Below are 16,054 nucleotides of genomic sequence, written 5' to 3' on the forward strand. Positions count from 1 at the left end.
TATATTATCAGGACTTACGCACTGTTAGACTAGAAACCGGATTTATTGGTAGATTCTCCTCTAATACAAATATCCCTGCCTAACCTGAGCAACTTAAAAGCTTGGTGATGTTCGATCGGTTTGAACTCCTTCGGCTCAATTTTTATAGCTTGCTGGGCCATGAGTATTTTTGCTAAGAAGTGCGACGATGGTTTTAATTAATTTATCCGGTTCGATCGGCTTTGCCAGATGTCGGTGAAATCCAGCTTGCAAAGCTTGCTTTTGATTAAACTCCCCCGCATAGGCAGTCAGGGCGATCGCGGGAATCAGCCCACCCCGTTCTGGCGGCAGGGTTCGCACTTGCCGCAACAGCATATAGCCATCCATCCCCGGCATTCCAATGTCGCTCAACAGGACATCTGGCTGGAAATTAGTCAACTCTGTGAGGGCTTCTTGAGCGACAGCAACAGTCAGTACCTCTGCACCTGCATCTTCTAGTGAAAAGGAAATCAAGTCTCGCATATCCGGCTCATCATCTACAACCAGTATCCGCATCCCCGATAACGGTTCATCCGCAGTCGATCGTTCCGAAAGTCCTGCAAGAGAGTTTTCTTGTCTTACCTTCGGTGATAGGGGCAGTCTTACAGTAAAGGTAGCTCCTAACCCTTCACCCTGGCTCTGGGCCCCAACGGTGCCGCCGTGCAGTTCCACTAGATGCCGCACGATCGCCAGCCCCAATCCCAAGCCACCAAACTTGCGGGTTGTAGCGCCATCTTTTTGGCGGAAGTAGTCAAACACGTAGGGTAAAAACTCCGGTGCGATGCCAATCCCTGTATCAGCCACCGTAATTTGAGCCTGATTGCCAACACGAGTTAATCGCACCTCAACGCGCCCCCCGGCTGAAGTAAATTTGACCGCATTGGAAACAAGATTCCAGATTACTTGCTGCAAACGGCCCGAATCCCCCAAAATTTGTCCGATCTGAGGATCTAACACAGTCCGAATATCAATGGATTTGGCAACAGCAGCCAAATTGACAGTTTCGATCGCCGATTCCACGGTTAAAGCTAAATCGACTGGACGAATATTAAGACTGAGCTTGCCTTGGAGAATTTTCGAGACATCAAGCAAATCTTCAATCAATTCAGCTTGCAGCTTGGCGTTGCGTTCGATCGTCGCTAACGCCTGTGCAGTTTTTGCCGCATCTAGCTTGCCAGTTTGCAGCAGCTTTGACCACCCCAGGATGGGATTGAGGGGCGATCGCAATTCATGGGATAGTACCGCTAAAAACTCATCCTTGATCCGATTTGCCTGTCTTAGCTGTTCCGCTTGCTGCTGGAGTGAATCGTTCAGGTTTGCGCGTTCCAGAGCGATCGCGATCTGGTCACAGGTCGATCCCAGCATATCGATTTCTGCAGGCGTAAAGTGCGTCCGAGTCCGACTGGCAAATGAGAGCGTTCCTAATAACTGTCCTTGAGCGATTAACGGTTGACCCACGTAAGCCGTGATGCCCAGTTCATAGGCGGCTTTACCATTCGGATGAGTGGAAATTTCGGCTTGATTCAAGACAAGTTGCTGCTGCGTTTGGGCAACCAGTCCACAGAGATATTGCCCTAATTCGATCCATGCGATCGCCTGCGCCCTTTCTTCAGAGATGCCATCATAGTTTCTCAAATGCAGCATCCGGCGGTTGTCTTTTTCTTCCACCATGAAGTTGTAGTAAGAGTGCAGATCGAGTTGCAATGCAAGTTTGCGGAATAGCGTGTCCATCAAAGCCAGGGGCTTTTCTGTCTGCATCAGATCGCGGGTAGTTTCATACAGCAATTGCAGTCGCTCACTTGCTTGCCGTTGTGCGGTCTTGTCCTGCATAATTTTGACAAATCCCTGCGGACAATCCGCTTCGTTAAGCAGGGGCATCATCAATCCACTGGCCCAAAAGCGATGCCCATCTTTGCGGACGTGCCAGCGTTCGTCTTCGGCCTGGCCTTGCAGTAGAGCCGTTTGCCTCTGGTACTCGGCTTGTCCTTGTTCGTTATCTTCGGGTGTGAACATCATGCGACTCGGGCAACCAATTGCTTCTGTCTCGGTATAGCCCAACAGGCGTTCGGCCCCTGAGTTCCAACTGGCTATGATGCCGTTAAGGTCGAGGGTGAAGATGGCATAATCTTTGGCGCTTTCAATGATCAGACGGAGGCGGGATTCACTCTCGCGCAGGGCTTCCTCAGCTTGTTTGTGGTCTTCAATATCAACACAGGAGCCGATGTAGCCCAAGAACTCACCGTCCAATCCGTAGCGAGGAACAGCTTCATCCATAACCCAACGGTATATGCCATCACAGCGTTTCAAGCGATAGTCCATCTTGAACGGTTGACGGGCATCAAAGGCAGTCACATAGGTGTCTAAACAGCGCTCAAAGTCGTCGGGGTGGACTCCTTCTGCCCAACCATTGCCCCTTTCTTGCTCGATCGTCCGTCCCGTAAAGTTTAGCCACGGGAGGTTGAAGTAATAACAGAGTTTATCGGTGCCCGACATCCAAATCAGCACAGGGGCGGCATCTGCCATCAGCCGGAACCGTGCCTCACTCTCCCGTAGTGTGGCTTCTGCTTGTTTGCCATCGGTGATATCGTTGACCAGTGCTACGAACCCTTCAACTTTTCCCTGGCTATTGAAGCGGGGAACATAGGTCGCATTGATATAACGGGTTCCACCATCTTTGTAGGTAACTTGGGTTTCAAAGGTCACTTCCTCTCCTGCCAAGACTTGCTCAACATAAGGAAGAATCCCTTCATAGGCAGTTTCGCCTAAAACCTCTTGAAGGTGCTTGCCATAGATTTGCGCTGCCGGATGTCCCAACCATTCTTCATATGCTCGATTGTTGAAGCGATAGCGCTGGTCTGAGTCTACAAAGGAAATCAAGGCAGGCACGGCATTGGTCACTAAACGAAGTTCTGCTTCTCGTTGTTGCAATACCTCCTCGGCCTGTTTTCGAGCGGTGACATTTCGGAAATAAATGGTAATCCCGTTCGCGGCAGGGTAGGTGCGAACGTCATACCACCGATCGTGATCGGGATAAAACGCCGTGACTGACAAAGCCACGCGCTCGTTTGCCACTCGCCGATAAACCCGCTCAAACTCGCTGCCATTGAACCCAGGGAATTCTCCCCACAAATTCTTCCCAATCAGCTCGCCTGCCGTGCGGTCTAGCAGAATTTCCGCTGACCGATTCACGTAAGTGAAACGCCAATTCTCATCAAGGGAAAAGAATCCATCATCAATGCTCTCTAGAATGTTGCGACTCTGCTCTTCGCTTTGACGCAACGCTTCTTCGGCTTGTTTACGATCGCTGATGTCGATTAATACACCGCGCGTCGAAATTATGATGCCATCAGCGTTATAGGCGCAATCGCCCTTTGCCAAAATCCAACGAACGCTGCCGTCTGCCCACAGCGTCCGATACTCAATTTCAGTATGCGGTTGATTCGCTTTGAGCTCTGTGAGGACGGTGCGAACGAATGGGCGATCGTCGTGATGCACCGCTTCTAAAAACACCTTCATGGACATTGCCTTATCCACGGGTAAACCAAACATCGCTTTGGCTATGTCCGTCAAACTCAGGGTGTCAGTTTCCATATCCCAATACCACAAACCCAAATTGCCGCCTTCGGAAGCCAATCGGAGCAGTTCTTCGCTCTCGCGCAACGCCTGGAACGATCGATCGCGCTCGAAGGCGATGCTGGCAACTTGGGTGCCGAACTCGGCGAGTTTATATTGCCAATCAGTGGGCATCCGCGCCTCGCTAAAGCACAGCATCAGCGACCCCATAGGTACATTGTCCTGCCTGAACACGGGCTGAGAATGACAGGCTAGAATGCCATGAGCCACGCATAAATTTCGCCATGCTTGCGACCAACGATCGTCGTTGGCAATGTCGGCGCAGGTCACGGGCTGACCGCTATACACTGCTTCGCCGCAGGTTCCAATACACAAATCGTTAATCGGAGCATCTTGGAGTCCTTCACCAAAAGACGCTGGAAAGTCTGGAGTAATGGATCTCTTAAACGTCAGCCGCTGAGCATCGGCTAGCAGGAAGCAGGCGCGGGTACCCGGATTCAGCCTGGATACTGAGTCACACACCGCTGCCAGACAGTCGTCTAGTGGCTGTCCGGATGCGATCGACTCCAGCAGTCGTTTCTGCTCGATTAGGAGGAGTTCCGTCTGTTTGCGATCGGTAATGTCAGCAAGCAAAACGGTCAGTCCACTGGGCGAAGGGTAAATTCGATGGTCATGCCAACCGTTCCAAGGTGAGTAGAGATAATCAAACTGGAGCGGCGTTTGTTCGCGCATTGCCCGATGAAACTGCACGTAAGCATCGGTGTCAACGGCAGCGGGAAATAACTCCCAAACGTTCTGACCCAGAATCGCTGACCGCGGCATTCCAACCATTTCACAGTAGCGATCGTTGGCATAGGTGTAGCGCCAATCGCGATCGAGGATGTAAAACCCATCGTTGATGGTAGAAAGTACCGTTTCTAGCTGTTCTTTTGCCTCCGTCGCCGCAGTTTGTGCGACTTCGCCCCGAAGCTGGGCCTTTTGTTCTAGCGACCTTGACTCCTGTAAAGTTTGCAAGGCTGCTTTCGCGTTTTTTTGAGCAGTGCGCCACGATAGATTGAGTGAAGCCATGAATCCTGCCGCGATTGAAAACATACCCAGCCGAACAATTGTCTCTAGATTAACTATCTGTAAGGAATAGAACGGCTCAATAAAAAAATAGTTGATTGCCAGTGTGGATAAAATTGTTGCCAGTAACCCAGCCCCGAAACTGCCATACCAGGAACTCACTATCACCGCGATGAAAAACAGGGGCGTCGTGGTTGGGTAGATCCACGGTAAAAGCGATCGGGTTAGCGCCAGTGCCAAAGCCACGGAGAGGGTCGCCACACCATAGGGAAGTAGTCGAATATCTCTGAAAATGCTGTTGATTCCCTCTAAACTCACCCTTTGTACTCCTTATCCGAAAAATATCTTGCTCGCAGCGCCTTACTGCATTCGCTAAGCGTTGCATCTGGCGAATTACCTAACTCATCCAGCAATATCTAAATTTGCTTGACTGCCAACCCAGAAGGCGTAGCGTGTCCATTTTCCCAACGATTAATCGTGGGAAAGGTCATCCCTAATTCATCCGCCAACTTTTTCTGAGACAGGTGCAGCGCTTGCCGCTGTTCTCGCACCAATTTACCGATCGCTGGTTTTTGAGCCCTAAGCCGTTCTCTTTTGAGATCCCTCAGAAGTAACAGATATAAAGCTGTTTATATTTTACACCTTTGACAGATTCCAGAGGTCAGTCATCACTCTCAAGATATATTTTAGTTGTAGTGCCTGGAAAACATAAAGGCTTCACCTTAAAAACCAGTGTCGTACCGGGGACGATTCGGCTTTTCTTGAAAGTCTCTGGGTTGTGCCTAAAAGCTCGATTGTTAATGATGTGGTGGCTGATTTTAAACAGGGGATAGGCCTGTGTTTTCTTGATCCCAGAAAGCTCTCCGAGCTTGGATTACTTTGTGAGGTAGCTCATAAATGTAGGGTTTGGTTATGAGGAGTTGGACACTATCAAGACGAGGCATTAACTCTAGTATCTGTCCTCACAGCCGGGGCGACTGTTATGTTATTCTGATGTTACCGGATTGGATATGAGTCAATCGATTTTAGATTTTAGATTTTAGATTTTAGATTTAAGCCTTGACCCCACGGATAAATTCGGGGGCTTGTTTATTGGATACAGGTTTTTTATTTCTGGGTCCTGAGTCTGCTTTCGGAATGAATCTGGGGGCTTGTATCCTGGATGCTTTGGGTCCTGATTGATGACTCTGCCCAAAAACGGATACTTGCTTTCCGACAGAAGTCGTCAGCCGCTCAAAATTTTAGACTCTTGTTCAATATCCCCGATTCATCTGTGGAGTAAATCTAAAATCTAAAATCTAAAATCGACTAACTTGCTTTAAATTCCTTTAAGGAGCGATCGCCAATCCCGACAGCGTTTAAGGTAAATGCGAGCTACCTGATCGCTGGGGTTTGTTCGCAAACACTCTTCAAACAATTTTCCAGCTTCTCGGAAATCCTTGCGATCGCACAGTAACATAGCTTCATTATATACAGGCAAATTTTCTAGCTTTGCCGACAGAATTTCCGGCGGATCTGCATCAAATACCTCATAGACTACGACATATTGAGATTTTCCTTTTACCTGTACTTTATCCACAATCCTAATAGCATAATCGTTCGGATTTCGCAACCGTTCCAAAGTCTGCTGAGAAATTAACAGAGGTACGCCGTAATCTTTGGTCAATCCTTCAATGCGAGATGCTAGATTAACAGCATCGCTAATCACAGTGCTGTCCATTCGGCTTTTACCCCCGACTGTCCCCAGCATCAAAGAACCCGAATTGATGCCAATGCCAATTCGCATCGGGACGTAGCCGACCTCTTGACGGTATTCGTTATAATTCTTCAGGATATTTAGCATTGCAATACCCGCTTTCACTGCATCATCTGCAAAGTCACTAAACAAAGCCATAATTGCATCGCCGATGTATTTGTCAATAAACCCGTTATTGCTAGTAATAGCAGGCTCCATCCGCGAAAGATAAGCATTGATAAATTTAAAGTTTTCTTGGGGATTCATAGTTTCTGAAAGCGTCGTGAAGTCGCGGATATCCGAAAAGAGCACCGACATCTCCTGCTGCACTTGGTCGCCTAAATTGACATCTATAATACTTTCATATCCCAACAAATTTAGAAATTGGTGCGGCACAAATCTACCGTAGGCATCAGTTAAGTCTGATTCGGCATCCAGGGATTTTTCTAAATTTTGGTTGAGGTCAAATAGTTTCTGAATAAATAAATGGCGCTCGGATTCAGCTTCTTTGCGTTCCGTGACATCTTGAAAAACTGCGATCGCAAAAGCAACTTGGCCACGCTCGTCAAAAATTGGCCTTCCCCAAATCTCTAGGGGAACTTTCTTGTCGGCTCGATGAATTTCCAGATCATCAGCCGTCGCGTTTTCGCCCCTCAAAGCTCGGACGATGGGCAAATTCTCGAAAGGGTAAATAGTCTCAGTTCCCGCGATATAAATTTGATAACTTTCTGACACATCCTCAACTGAATTTAAGGGCAAAACTCCTTGACCGAGTAACTGGTGTCCGGCGTGATTTACGTAGTAAGGTCTGCCTTGAGAATCCAGCACGAGCACACCTATGGGAATCGCTTCGAGAAATTGAGCCAGCTTGATTTCGCCTTCGCGCACCGCCTCGAATGCCCGATATCGCAACTCAGTTTCAACCGTATCGGAATGTTCCGCAGTAGTTTCCAGCAAGATTTCCAGATCGGCTTTTTCCTCCTTCAAGTCTTCCACTTGCTGGCGCAATCTTTCTATCTCTAAAAGTAGCTGTTCTCTAGATGGTTGTTCTTCCAGCATAACTCTAGAATTTGCGCCTCGACTAACAAAAAATTGCTCAACAGCTCGCACCCTAAAAGTAATCGTGTTTCTATAGAAATTCCAACTCTAAATCAGGCATCAGGCGCTGGAAATTCCTCAAAGATTTACCTTGCCAAGCTATGCTTTGAGAGCCTTGCACCGCCATTTGCACCCTGGCTGTTTTGCGGACCTCGATAATAAACTTCGATAGCGTATTGATGCCAGAACTGTTCAAAAATTCTAACTGCTGCAAATTGAGGGTAATTTTCGTCGGTTCCAAGTCGGCAACCTTGGTCAGCAACTGCGCTATCGGCGCGTACTCTGCAGGCCCGCTCAGCCTTAGAGAGCCAATAAAACTCACGGTTGCCGTTGCTGGATCGTAACAGATCTGGTAATCTTCTGTATTAATTTCCATAGCCACAAAAAAAAGTCCCTTAAATATTATGGATCGCTAGCGTTGCTTATCAAAGAAATGGGTCTAAAACCCCGTCCTTCTACGAGGGCTTTGAGCTAGAATAGAGAAGTCTACAGGCTCAAGACGCGTTGAAATAGCTACGATGAGAGCGCACCTAGACTGTTCGGAGGGGCAATGCTTAACTGCAACCCTGAAGACACCTAGCTTTTTGCTTGAGTACAACGAAACATAGTCGCCATAGGGCATTGGGAGACTATAAACGGACGTGGAGCAACGGTAAGACTACTTTGGTAGCGCGTTGCTGTGAAGCGTTAAGGAATCCTCGCTCATGAAAGGACGAGGACGTATGTCAAACTGTTAATTGCACCATTGTTGTCACCGCAATTACTTCCGGGTCTTTGTGTACGGTCTGGAATTTCCAGCCAAGTTTGGCGGTATAATCGGTGAGCATGGTCAACAAACCCAATCCAGAATTGGTACAGCTTTCGTCAGCAGCATTTTTTTCCAACCGCTGAATGTAAAGTTCGCTGGGCTCGGAGGTCAGCAACTGCTGAATATAAGCCTGAAACTTGTCCACAGCTTGGGGAGAGATGCTGTTAGCAACTGAGACAATCACTCCGTCGCTCTCTAATTGCAGTTTAATATCGATCGGGTACTCCGACGTTTCATCATTAAACTTCATGGCATTTTCCAATAACTCGTTTGCAATGTAGCTAACAGCGCTTTTTATTTCAGCTTGTCTTTCAATTGTCGATGGCTCATCTTGGTTGCCCGGAAAAAAAGTCGTCAGGTAGTCAGCCAGAAAATCCGCCGACAAACCGTTGTTCCGCCACCGCTGCTTGAGAGGAACCGAACTCGGAGAAAATCCAATTATTAAGTATTCTTGGCTAGCGGGATACTCTATGAAATCGCCTAAAATCTGAATCATATCGATGTGAGAGCTAAAGTTTGAGATGAGGGGCATCACTGAATATATTTTAAACTTTAGAAGGGAGATCCAAGTAGTTATTTTTGTTTGAGTACCAACAATGTGATGTCGTCAAAAACTTTTTGTTCGCCGATGTGCGATCGCACGTCCTTGATTACAGCGTGCCTGATTTCGGCAGCCGAACGCTGCCAATTAATCTCTATTACCTCAATTAACCTATCTAAACCATAAAGCACTTTATCCATATTTTTAGCTTCCGTAATCCCGTCAGTGTACAGCACAACCACATCTCCTGAATGCAAATGCACAATTTTCTCAGCAACAAATTCAGCAATATCTACATCCAGCCCGATCGGGAAACCCAAATCGATTGTATCAAACCGCTCGACAGAACCGTTACACCGCACAACAATCATTTCTTCGTGCTGGCCGCTCAGCTTCAGCATCCCCTCCTCATAGTCTAGCAAAGCAAGGCTGGCGTTTTTATCGCATTTCATCCGCTGCACGTTATCGTAAATTACACTGTTAATAGCACTTAAAAATCTTACTGGGTCTGGTTCATTGTAGGCGAGCAAGGTTCGCACTGCGGTTTGAACCATAATCATTAAAACGCCGCTCTCCAATCCGTGTCCCGTCACATCCCCAATGCCGATTTTTACTCTACCTTGGTGCTGGAGTACGTCGTAATAGTCGCCGCCTACTTCCTCAGCAGCTTCCATAAATCCCGCAATATCTAAGCCGATAACTTCGTTGAGCTCTCGGTCTTTCGGCAGCAGCATCTGCTGAATCTTGCGAGTAACGTCTAGTTCGGCGCTCATTCGCATATTTTCAGCTTTTAGGCGATCGTTGAGAACAGTAATTTTGTGATTTGCACCAACTAGGGCATCGGCAATCTTGTTAAACGCACCCACAACTTGCCCGAGTTCATCTCTGTTATCCAAAATAATTTTGTGGTCAAGATTGCCGCTTGCCATCTTTTTGGCAGCTTCGTCAAGGACAAATACAGTTTGCATAACGCTTCTGTAAAAACTTACAAATAAATAAATAACTAAGGCTAAGGTTATTAACACAACAATAGAAATTATGCGTTTCTTGGCAACAAAACTATCAATGCGTTTTTGCAGGAGAAAGTCTAATTCATTGAGAGTTTCGTCCCACACTTCAAAACTCGAATTCAGAGCTCGATCGCTGCCATCGAGATAGGCATAATATTCCACTAAGGCTGTGGGATAAATCAGTTTATCTATTTGCCCAGTTAGCAGCTCTACTACGGAGTTAAAGTTGGTCACATCCTCGCTTAATTTCTGTCGCAGATTCCCGTGAGGATTATTGCTAGCTCCTACCTCCATATTGATTGCTAAATCCTGATTAAGTTCTCTCAACTTGCCGGCCAAAGTAATCAGTTTCGCTCTTTCTTTAGGTGTGGCATAGGAACGCAAGCTGTTTTTTTGAGAAATAAGCCTAATCTCTGACAAAAGTTTTTGGATTTCTGGAATCTTCAGTAAGGTAGCATCCATCAGATAATAGGTATCTAGATCGGGGTCTAAAATTAGATTAGAAGTATCGCCGACGTGAGCGCTCAGTCTATCAATGTCGGTAGCTAAACGTTGATATACAAAATCGTAAGTTTCTAAACTCCACTGGCTGCGGCGAAGTTTGAAGTTTTGCCAATCTTGATAAAGATTATTAAATTTTTCACTGGACATTAATATGTTTCCAAGCTGGCGATCTGTATTAGCCAGGGATTGAAAGTTCGCATCCATCTTAGCTTCTAAATCGGCTCTCGTATCTGGCAGGCTTAAATTTGTATTTAAAGGCTGATAATTTAAGAGTTGAAGTTTAGGTATGTATTCCCTCAACTGGCGCAGTGGGCGCAGGTATTGATTACCGTAGATTTCTTTTTGGGAAAAATCAACCCTGCTGTTAATTTCGGAAATCAGCAGGTACATGACCAAGGTTAACGGTATTGCAAATAGAAAACCGATTAAGGTAAATTTTTGAGGATAGCTCAGCCGATTCATTAAATGGATTCCCAGAGATTTTCTGTTCATAATCGATAGATTTCAACAATATTCTACTAAAAAAGTAGCGATCGCTACTTTTTTAGTAGTTTCGGGGACGATCGCTCTAGAAAACCACAACGCTAATATAATTAATCAGCGATAGCTGATTTAATTTCTAATGCGTTTTCGTCCTGTTGCAACCCAATTTGAGGCATCCCTGTGATATCCTTAGCTCAGCTCGCTTCCCCCAGTCTAAAACACGTTTAGCAGTTTTGGGACGCAGAATAGTAATTTGTACTGAGATGCGGGGGCAAGATTAGAGGCCTTTAAGAATATTTACTTAAGCATAAATTTTTCTTAATACCCGGAGACAAAAAGTAAAAATTAAGTAATAACTGGGTAGTGCAAGTTTCCTGAAACACAACAGCCGGCAGCGAGTAGGAAATACTTGCGCCGCACGCACCAGCAGTCAAGTCGGTTCTGCACAAAGGAACCAATAGCACCAGCAATAGTGTCTAAATCAGTATCTGCAGTTGAGTGTTCAGGAGCGATCGCGCATTGTGTAAAGTGAGGCAGAGGGCGTATGATGAAAAGAATCTCCACAAATAAATTTCAAATAAATAAAAACCGAGACCAAAAGCAGCCCAATCCTGTAATCTTGGCTTTGGTGCTGACAGGAATTCTGGTATGGGAAATGTATCCGGCGCTAAGACACACCGCAGCAGCTAACGCGGGCGCTCTCAAAGATTCCCTTGCTCAGTTGGAAAGGCAACCGCCGCAAACCGCGCAGCAATTTTCCTCAGCAGCGGTGCCCCAAAAAATCAGCTATTCGGTATTGGCACTCAATACTCTAATTTCCGAACCGGGAAATTTGGCGGAGACGACTCCCCCAAATCCCCCGAACAAATTGCCCGCAACCGTAGCAGCAGCAGTTCGCCGAGAGTTGTCGGACTCCACTGGCATTGCTGCTGACAAGTTGAAAGTAACTGAATCGAGCGGACAAAGTTGGCCGAATACTTGTTTAGGACTCTCGAAAGCGGATGAAATTTGCGGTCAAATGATTGTTGAAGGTTGGCGGGTTGTGGTTTCTGATGGTAGGCAAACTTGGGTGTACCGTACTAATGCTAGGGGAAATATCTTGCGTTTGGAAAAAAAGTTAGCTAGGTAAATGTACCCTGTGAAATGAAATATAAGTTTCCTTTTGGAACAGGCAAGATGCCTGTTCCACAAAGAGTGAATTTTTTTGTGGGTGGGGATCACAAACAGGCAAGATGCCTGTTCCACAAAGAGTTTTTTTGTGGGTGGTTTCTTGTGGGTCGTTGCTCCTAGCCCGCCCCTTGCTTTAATTTGGGAGTTGGTTTCTTTCTATGATGCCGCCGCCCAATAGCACATCGCCGTCATACCAGACAGCCGCTTGTCCGGGGGTAATACTCAACTGCGGTTCGTCAAAAATCAACTTAACTCTTGTTCCGCCGACTTTTTCCTCTGGTTGGGAGGATTCTACAGGAATAATTGTAGCCGGGACGGGTTGCGATCGATATCGAATCTGTACCTGAGCCCGAATCGGAGCCGTCGGCGCAGCCACAGAAACCCAATTCACTTTCTGGACTGTACATTCAGATTCTACTGCCAACTGTCGATCGCCCACAACTACCCGATTGCCAGCAGCATCGAGTTCAATCACGTACAGCGGTTCCGGTGCAGCAATCCCCAGTCCCTTCCGCTGGCCGATGGTGTAGTGGTGCACACCGTCATGCTGTCCGAGCACCCGCCCTGACTTGTCCACAATGTCACCCTTTTGCGGCGCAATGTACTTATCCAGAAAAGCCCGCATCGAACCGTTACTTTCCACCAAGCACAAATCCTGACTTTCCGGCTTATCAGCAGTTGTCAAGCCAAATTCCGCCGCAATTCTGCGAGTTTCTGTCTTGGTAATTTCCCCCAGAGGAAATTCCGTACCCGCCAACAAATCCTGTGTTAGATCGTACAAGAAATAAGACTGATCTTTCGCAGGGTCGATCGCCCGCAGCAACTGATAGCGACCCGTATCAGCATCGTAAGTAATGCGAGCATAGTGCCCTGTAGCAATCTTTTCAATTCCCAGTTCTTCGCGAGCATACTTAAGCATTGGCCCGAACTTCACAGTTTTATTGCACTGCGAACAAGGCAAAGGCGTAATTCCTGCACTGTAACCCTCCACCAAATAATCCACAATACTTGCCTGAAAGACCTCGCGGCTGTCAACAATGTGGTGGGGAACGCCCAAATCTTCGCAAATTTTAGCGGCATCGACCATTCCCTCAGAGCAGCACTGGCCTTTGCCCTTCATCAACCACAGCGTTAAACCCACCACTTCATATCCCTGATGGTGTAAAATTGCGGCTGCTGCGGAACTATCGACCCCGCCGGAGAGGCCTACAACAATCTTGTTCATGGTTGGAGAGAAATTGCTATTTTACTGTTACTTTGTTCGATCGAGCTAATTTATTATACCACAAGCATACTACAAATTACCACTGCTGCTGTTAGCTGAAATTTTAGCACTAATATGACTCTTCAAAAATTTGTTGTGACCGCCGACCAAATGCGGCAAATAGAAACGAGAATCTTTGCTGCTGGAATGCCAGTCGCAGCTTTAATGGAAAAAGTCGCGGGACTGATTGCTAGACGCATTCAGCAGCTTTTGAAGGCGGAAGGAAGTTCGGCAACGGGCAGTGTACGGGATTTAACGGATAGAAGGAAAAGGGAAGAAGGGAAAAATCTTGTTAATTCTCAATTGCCAATTATCGGCGTATTGGTTGGGCCCGGACACAACGGCGGCGATGCTTTGGTTGTTGCCCGCGAATTGCACTTTCAAGGGTTCCAAGTAGTTATTTTCTGCCCGTTTTCTAAACTAAAAGAACTCACAAAAAGTCACGCGGATTATGCGCGTTCTTTAAATATTCCATTTGTTGATAAAATTGAACGGCTGAAAAACTGCGAGTTGCTCGTAGATGGTTTATTTGGATTTGGATTAGAACGAGAAATTACTAATTCCACAGCCGCCGCTATTGACGAAATAAATAATTTAAATATCCCCCTTTTAAGTATAGACATTCCATCGGGAATTCATACAGATACCGGAGAAGTTTTGGGAACGGCAATTAGGGCAAAACATACATTATGTTTGGGTTTGTGGAAAATGGCATTTCTGCAAGATAGAGCGTTAGAATATATCGGAAGTTCCGAATTAATTGATTTTGATATTCCCGCAGCAGATATTGCAGGAATCTTGGGCGAAAAGCCAGCAATACAACGCATTACAAAAGCATCGGCAACTCAGCATTTGCCGTTACCCCGATCGCCAATTTCGCACAAATACACCAATGGTCACTTACTAATTATTGCAGGTTCCCGCCGCTACAGCGGAGCCGCAATTTTGGCAGCATTGGGAGCAAGAGCTAGCGGCATCGGAATGCTGTCAATTGCTGTTCCTGAGTCGATTAAATCGATGTTGAGCAGCCAGTTACCAGAGGCATTAGTTATAGGATGTCCCGAAACCCAAAGCGGTGCAATTAGCCAATTGCCAATAGCAATTGATTTGGACACCTATGATGCGATCGCCGCAGGGCCAGGTCTGACATTGGAAGCCGCAATAGCTGTAGAATCTGTACTGGAGAGCGATCGACCTCTGGTTTTAGATGCTGACGGTTTAAATATCCTCGCTCAACTCGGCACAGTCCCGATTTTGTCCGAACGCTGTGCACTGACAATTATCACGCCTCATCCGGGGGAATTCAAGCGTTTATTTCCCGAATTAGGCGAGCAAACCGGCGACGATCGAATTGCCGCAACTCAAGCAGCGGCTCAGCTTTGCGGCGCAACGATATTGCTCAAAGGAGCCAGAGTGTGCATAAGTTGGAAGGATGAGGGCGATTCCCTACGGGATAGCTACGCTTCACGTACCATCACCTACCTCAATCCCGAAAGCACCCCAGCCCTCGCCAGAGGCGGCAGCGGCGACGTTCTTACAGGCTTGTTAGGGGGACTATTAGCAAGTGCGATCGCCCGCAAATCCCCCCCACAATCAGTTACTGCAACAGCAGCTTGGTGGCACGCTCAAGCCGGAATCATGGCTGCCAAAGAACGGACGGAATTAGGAGTAGATGCCTTTACTTTGACACAGTATTTAATTCCAGCTTTGCGAGAATTTGCTGAGTAAACAATCGACATGAGTTGGTAGAGTGCGTACCCCCCATCTTTGTATTGGGTAGGTGTGCACCGCGCACCTTAGCCCTTGGTTTGTATTGACAACGAAAGTCCTCATCAAGATATTACAGCTTGCATTTCTTACGACAAACCAACGGGTAACTCAAACGAGTGACACTCGAATGAGTGACACTCCAAAAAGTGACTGTGCATCCACAAATCCCACCAGTTATACCTGAAATATCAAAGACGAAAACTTAAATCTTGAGAGGAACCACATTATGTACACCGAAGAAAGAAGCTTGAACAATGAAACTATGGCTATTGTCGCCGATACTACTGCTCAATCAACTCTGGCATTTGCTGCAACCACTGGAGTAAACAAGCCCACTTTACAAATGGGTTCAACAGGTCAAGCTGTCAAGGAACTACAACAGCTTCTATATCATTGGGCATATTATTTCGGCGCGATTGACGGTATTTTCGGCGTCCAAGTTCAAAACGCCGTCAAAGGCTATCAACACCGCGTCTTTTTAAAAGAAGATGGGATTGTCGGCCCTATCACTTGGGAAGCACTATACTCTGGTGCACCTGTGAATATGCCGATCGTCATGAAGGGCAGTTCTGGTAATGCTGTTAAAATTGTTCAGAATGTCTTGAAAATCAATGGATACTATTTCGGCTTCATTGACGGATTATTCGGGACGATGACAGATGTAGCAGTGCGACAATTGCAAATTAGCAAGGCTTTACCGCAAGATGGAATTGTCGGCTACAGAACTTGGCACGCCCTCAGCAAGTTACCGCACTAATGACTGGTGGGATTCATCTCAATTCCGGTTGTACTCAGAAATGATTGTTGACTGTTGACTGTTGACTGTTGACTGTTGACTGTTGACTGTTGACTGTTGACGGGCGGGTCGAAAAACTGAATGGTTGAGTGTTGACTGTTGACTCGATTTTATTATTTCGATGCAACCGGAAATGATATAACTAGGACTTACGCATTGACAAAATAACCAAATAGTGCATTGATAAAGAGGGAACGTCTACTAACGGGTATCAGACAA

Annotated in this window: 10 protein-coding genes; 3 read left to right on the forward strand and 7 right to left on the reverse strand. The window is 46.7% G+C overall.

Features of this window, described 5'->3' with window-relative positions:
• Positions 1-135: 135 nt before the first annotated feature.
• The 6 genes from QUB06_RS28820 to QUB06_RS28845 all read right to left on the reverse strand — a co-directional run bounded on the left by QUB06_RS28820 (position 136) and on the right by QUB06_RS28845 (position 10,844).
• Positions 136-4,974, reverse strand: coding sequence for a PAS domain S-box protein (locus QUB06_RS28820; protein WP_333438195.1), 4,839 nt, complete (start codon positions 4,972-4,974; stop codon positions 136-138).
• A gap of 98 nt (positions 4,975-5,072) precedes the next feature.
• A complete protein-coding gene (locus QUB06_RS28825; protein WP_333104598.1) occupies positions 5,073-5,207 on the reverse strand; it encodes a helix-turn-helix transcriptional regulator in 135 nt (44 codons plus the stop codon).
• A 767-nt stretch (positions 5,208-5,974) separates the two neighbouring features.
• Positions 5,975-7,450: an adenylate/guanylate cyclase domain-containing protein gene (locus tag QUB06_RS28830; protein WP_333438196.1), complete on the reverse strand. Its 1,476-nt coding sequence runs from the start codon at positions 7,448-7,450 to the stop codon at positions 5,975-5,977.
• 70 nt (positions 7,451-7,520) lie between these two features.
• Complete coding sequence (locus tag QUB06_RS28835; RefSeq protein ID WP_333438203.1) at positions 7,521-7,865, reverse strand: slr1659 superfamily regulator; 345 nt, start codon at positions 7,863-7,865, stop codon at positions 7,521-7,523.
• A 349-nt stretch (positions 7,866-8,214) separates the two neighbouring features.
• Complete coding sequence (locus QUB06_RS28840; protein WP_333438197.1) at positions 8,215-8,793, reverse strand: DUF6272 family protein; 579 nt, start codon at positions 8,791-8,793, stop codon at positions 8,215-8,217.
• A gap of 77 nt (positions 8,794-8,870) precedes the next feature.
• Positions 8,871-10,844: a PP2C family protein-serine/threonine phosphatase gene (locus tag QUB06_RS28845; protein ID WP_333438198.1), complete on the reverse strand. Its 1,974-nt coding sequence runs from the start codon at positions 10,842-10,844 to the stop codon at positions 8,871-8,873.
• Between the two features lie 535 nt (positions 10,845-11,379).
• Between QUB06_RS28845 and QUB06_RS28850 the strand changes: the two genes are divergently transcribed.
• Positions 11,380-11,964 (forward strand): hypothetical protein, encoded by a 585-nt coding sequence (locus QUB06_RS28850; RefSeq protein ID WP_333438199.1) that lies wholly within the window; start codon positions 11,380-11,382, stop codon positions 11,962-11,964.
• A 174-nt stretch (positions 11,965-12,138) separates the two neighbouring features.
• On the opposite strand, the gene mnmA is transcribed toward QUB06_RS28850, so the two are convergent.
• Positions 12,139-13,230, reverse strand: a complete 1,092-nt coding sequence (gene mnmA / locus QUB06_RS28855) for a tRNA 2-thiouridine(34) synthase MnmA (protein WP_333438200.1) — start codon at positions 13,228-13,230, stop codon at positions 12,139-12,141.
• Positions 13,231-13,344: 114 nt separating this feature from the next.
• Between mnmA and QUB06_RS28860 the strand changes: the two genes are divergently transcribed.
• Complete coding sequence (locus tag QUB06_RS28860) at positions 13,345-14,997, forward strand: NAD(P)H-hydrate dehydratase (RefSeq protein WP_333438201.1); 1,653 nt, start codon at positions 13,345-13,347, stop codon at positions 14,995-14,997.
• Between the two features lie 268 nt (positions 14,998-15,265).
• Positions 15,266-15,796, forward strand: a complete 531-nt coding sequence (locus QUB06_RS28865; RefSeq protein WP_333438202.1) for a peptidoglycan-binding protein — start codon at positions 15,266-15,268, stop codon at positions 15,794-15,796.
• The last annotated feature ends 258 nt before the right edge of the window (positions 15,797-16,054 follow it).

This window comes from Microcoleus sp. D2_18a_D3, from assembly GCF_036702455.1.
In the GTDB taxonomy this organism is placed as follows: domain Bacteria; phylum Cyanobacteriota; class Cyanobacteriia; order Cyanobacteriales; family Microcoleaceae; genus Microcoleus.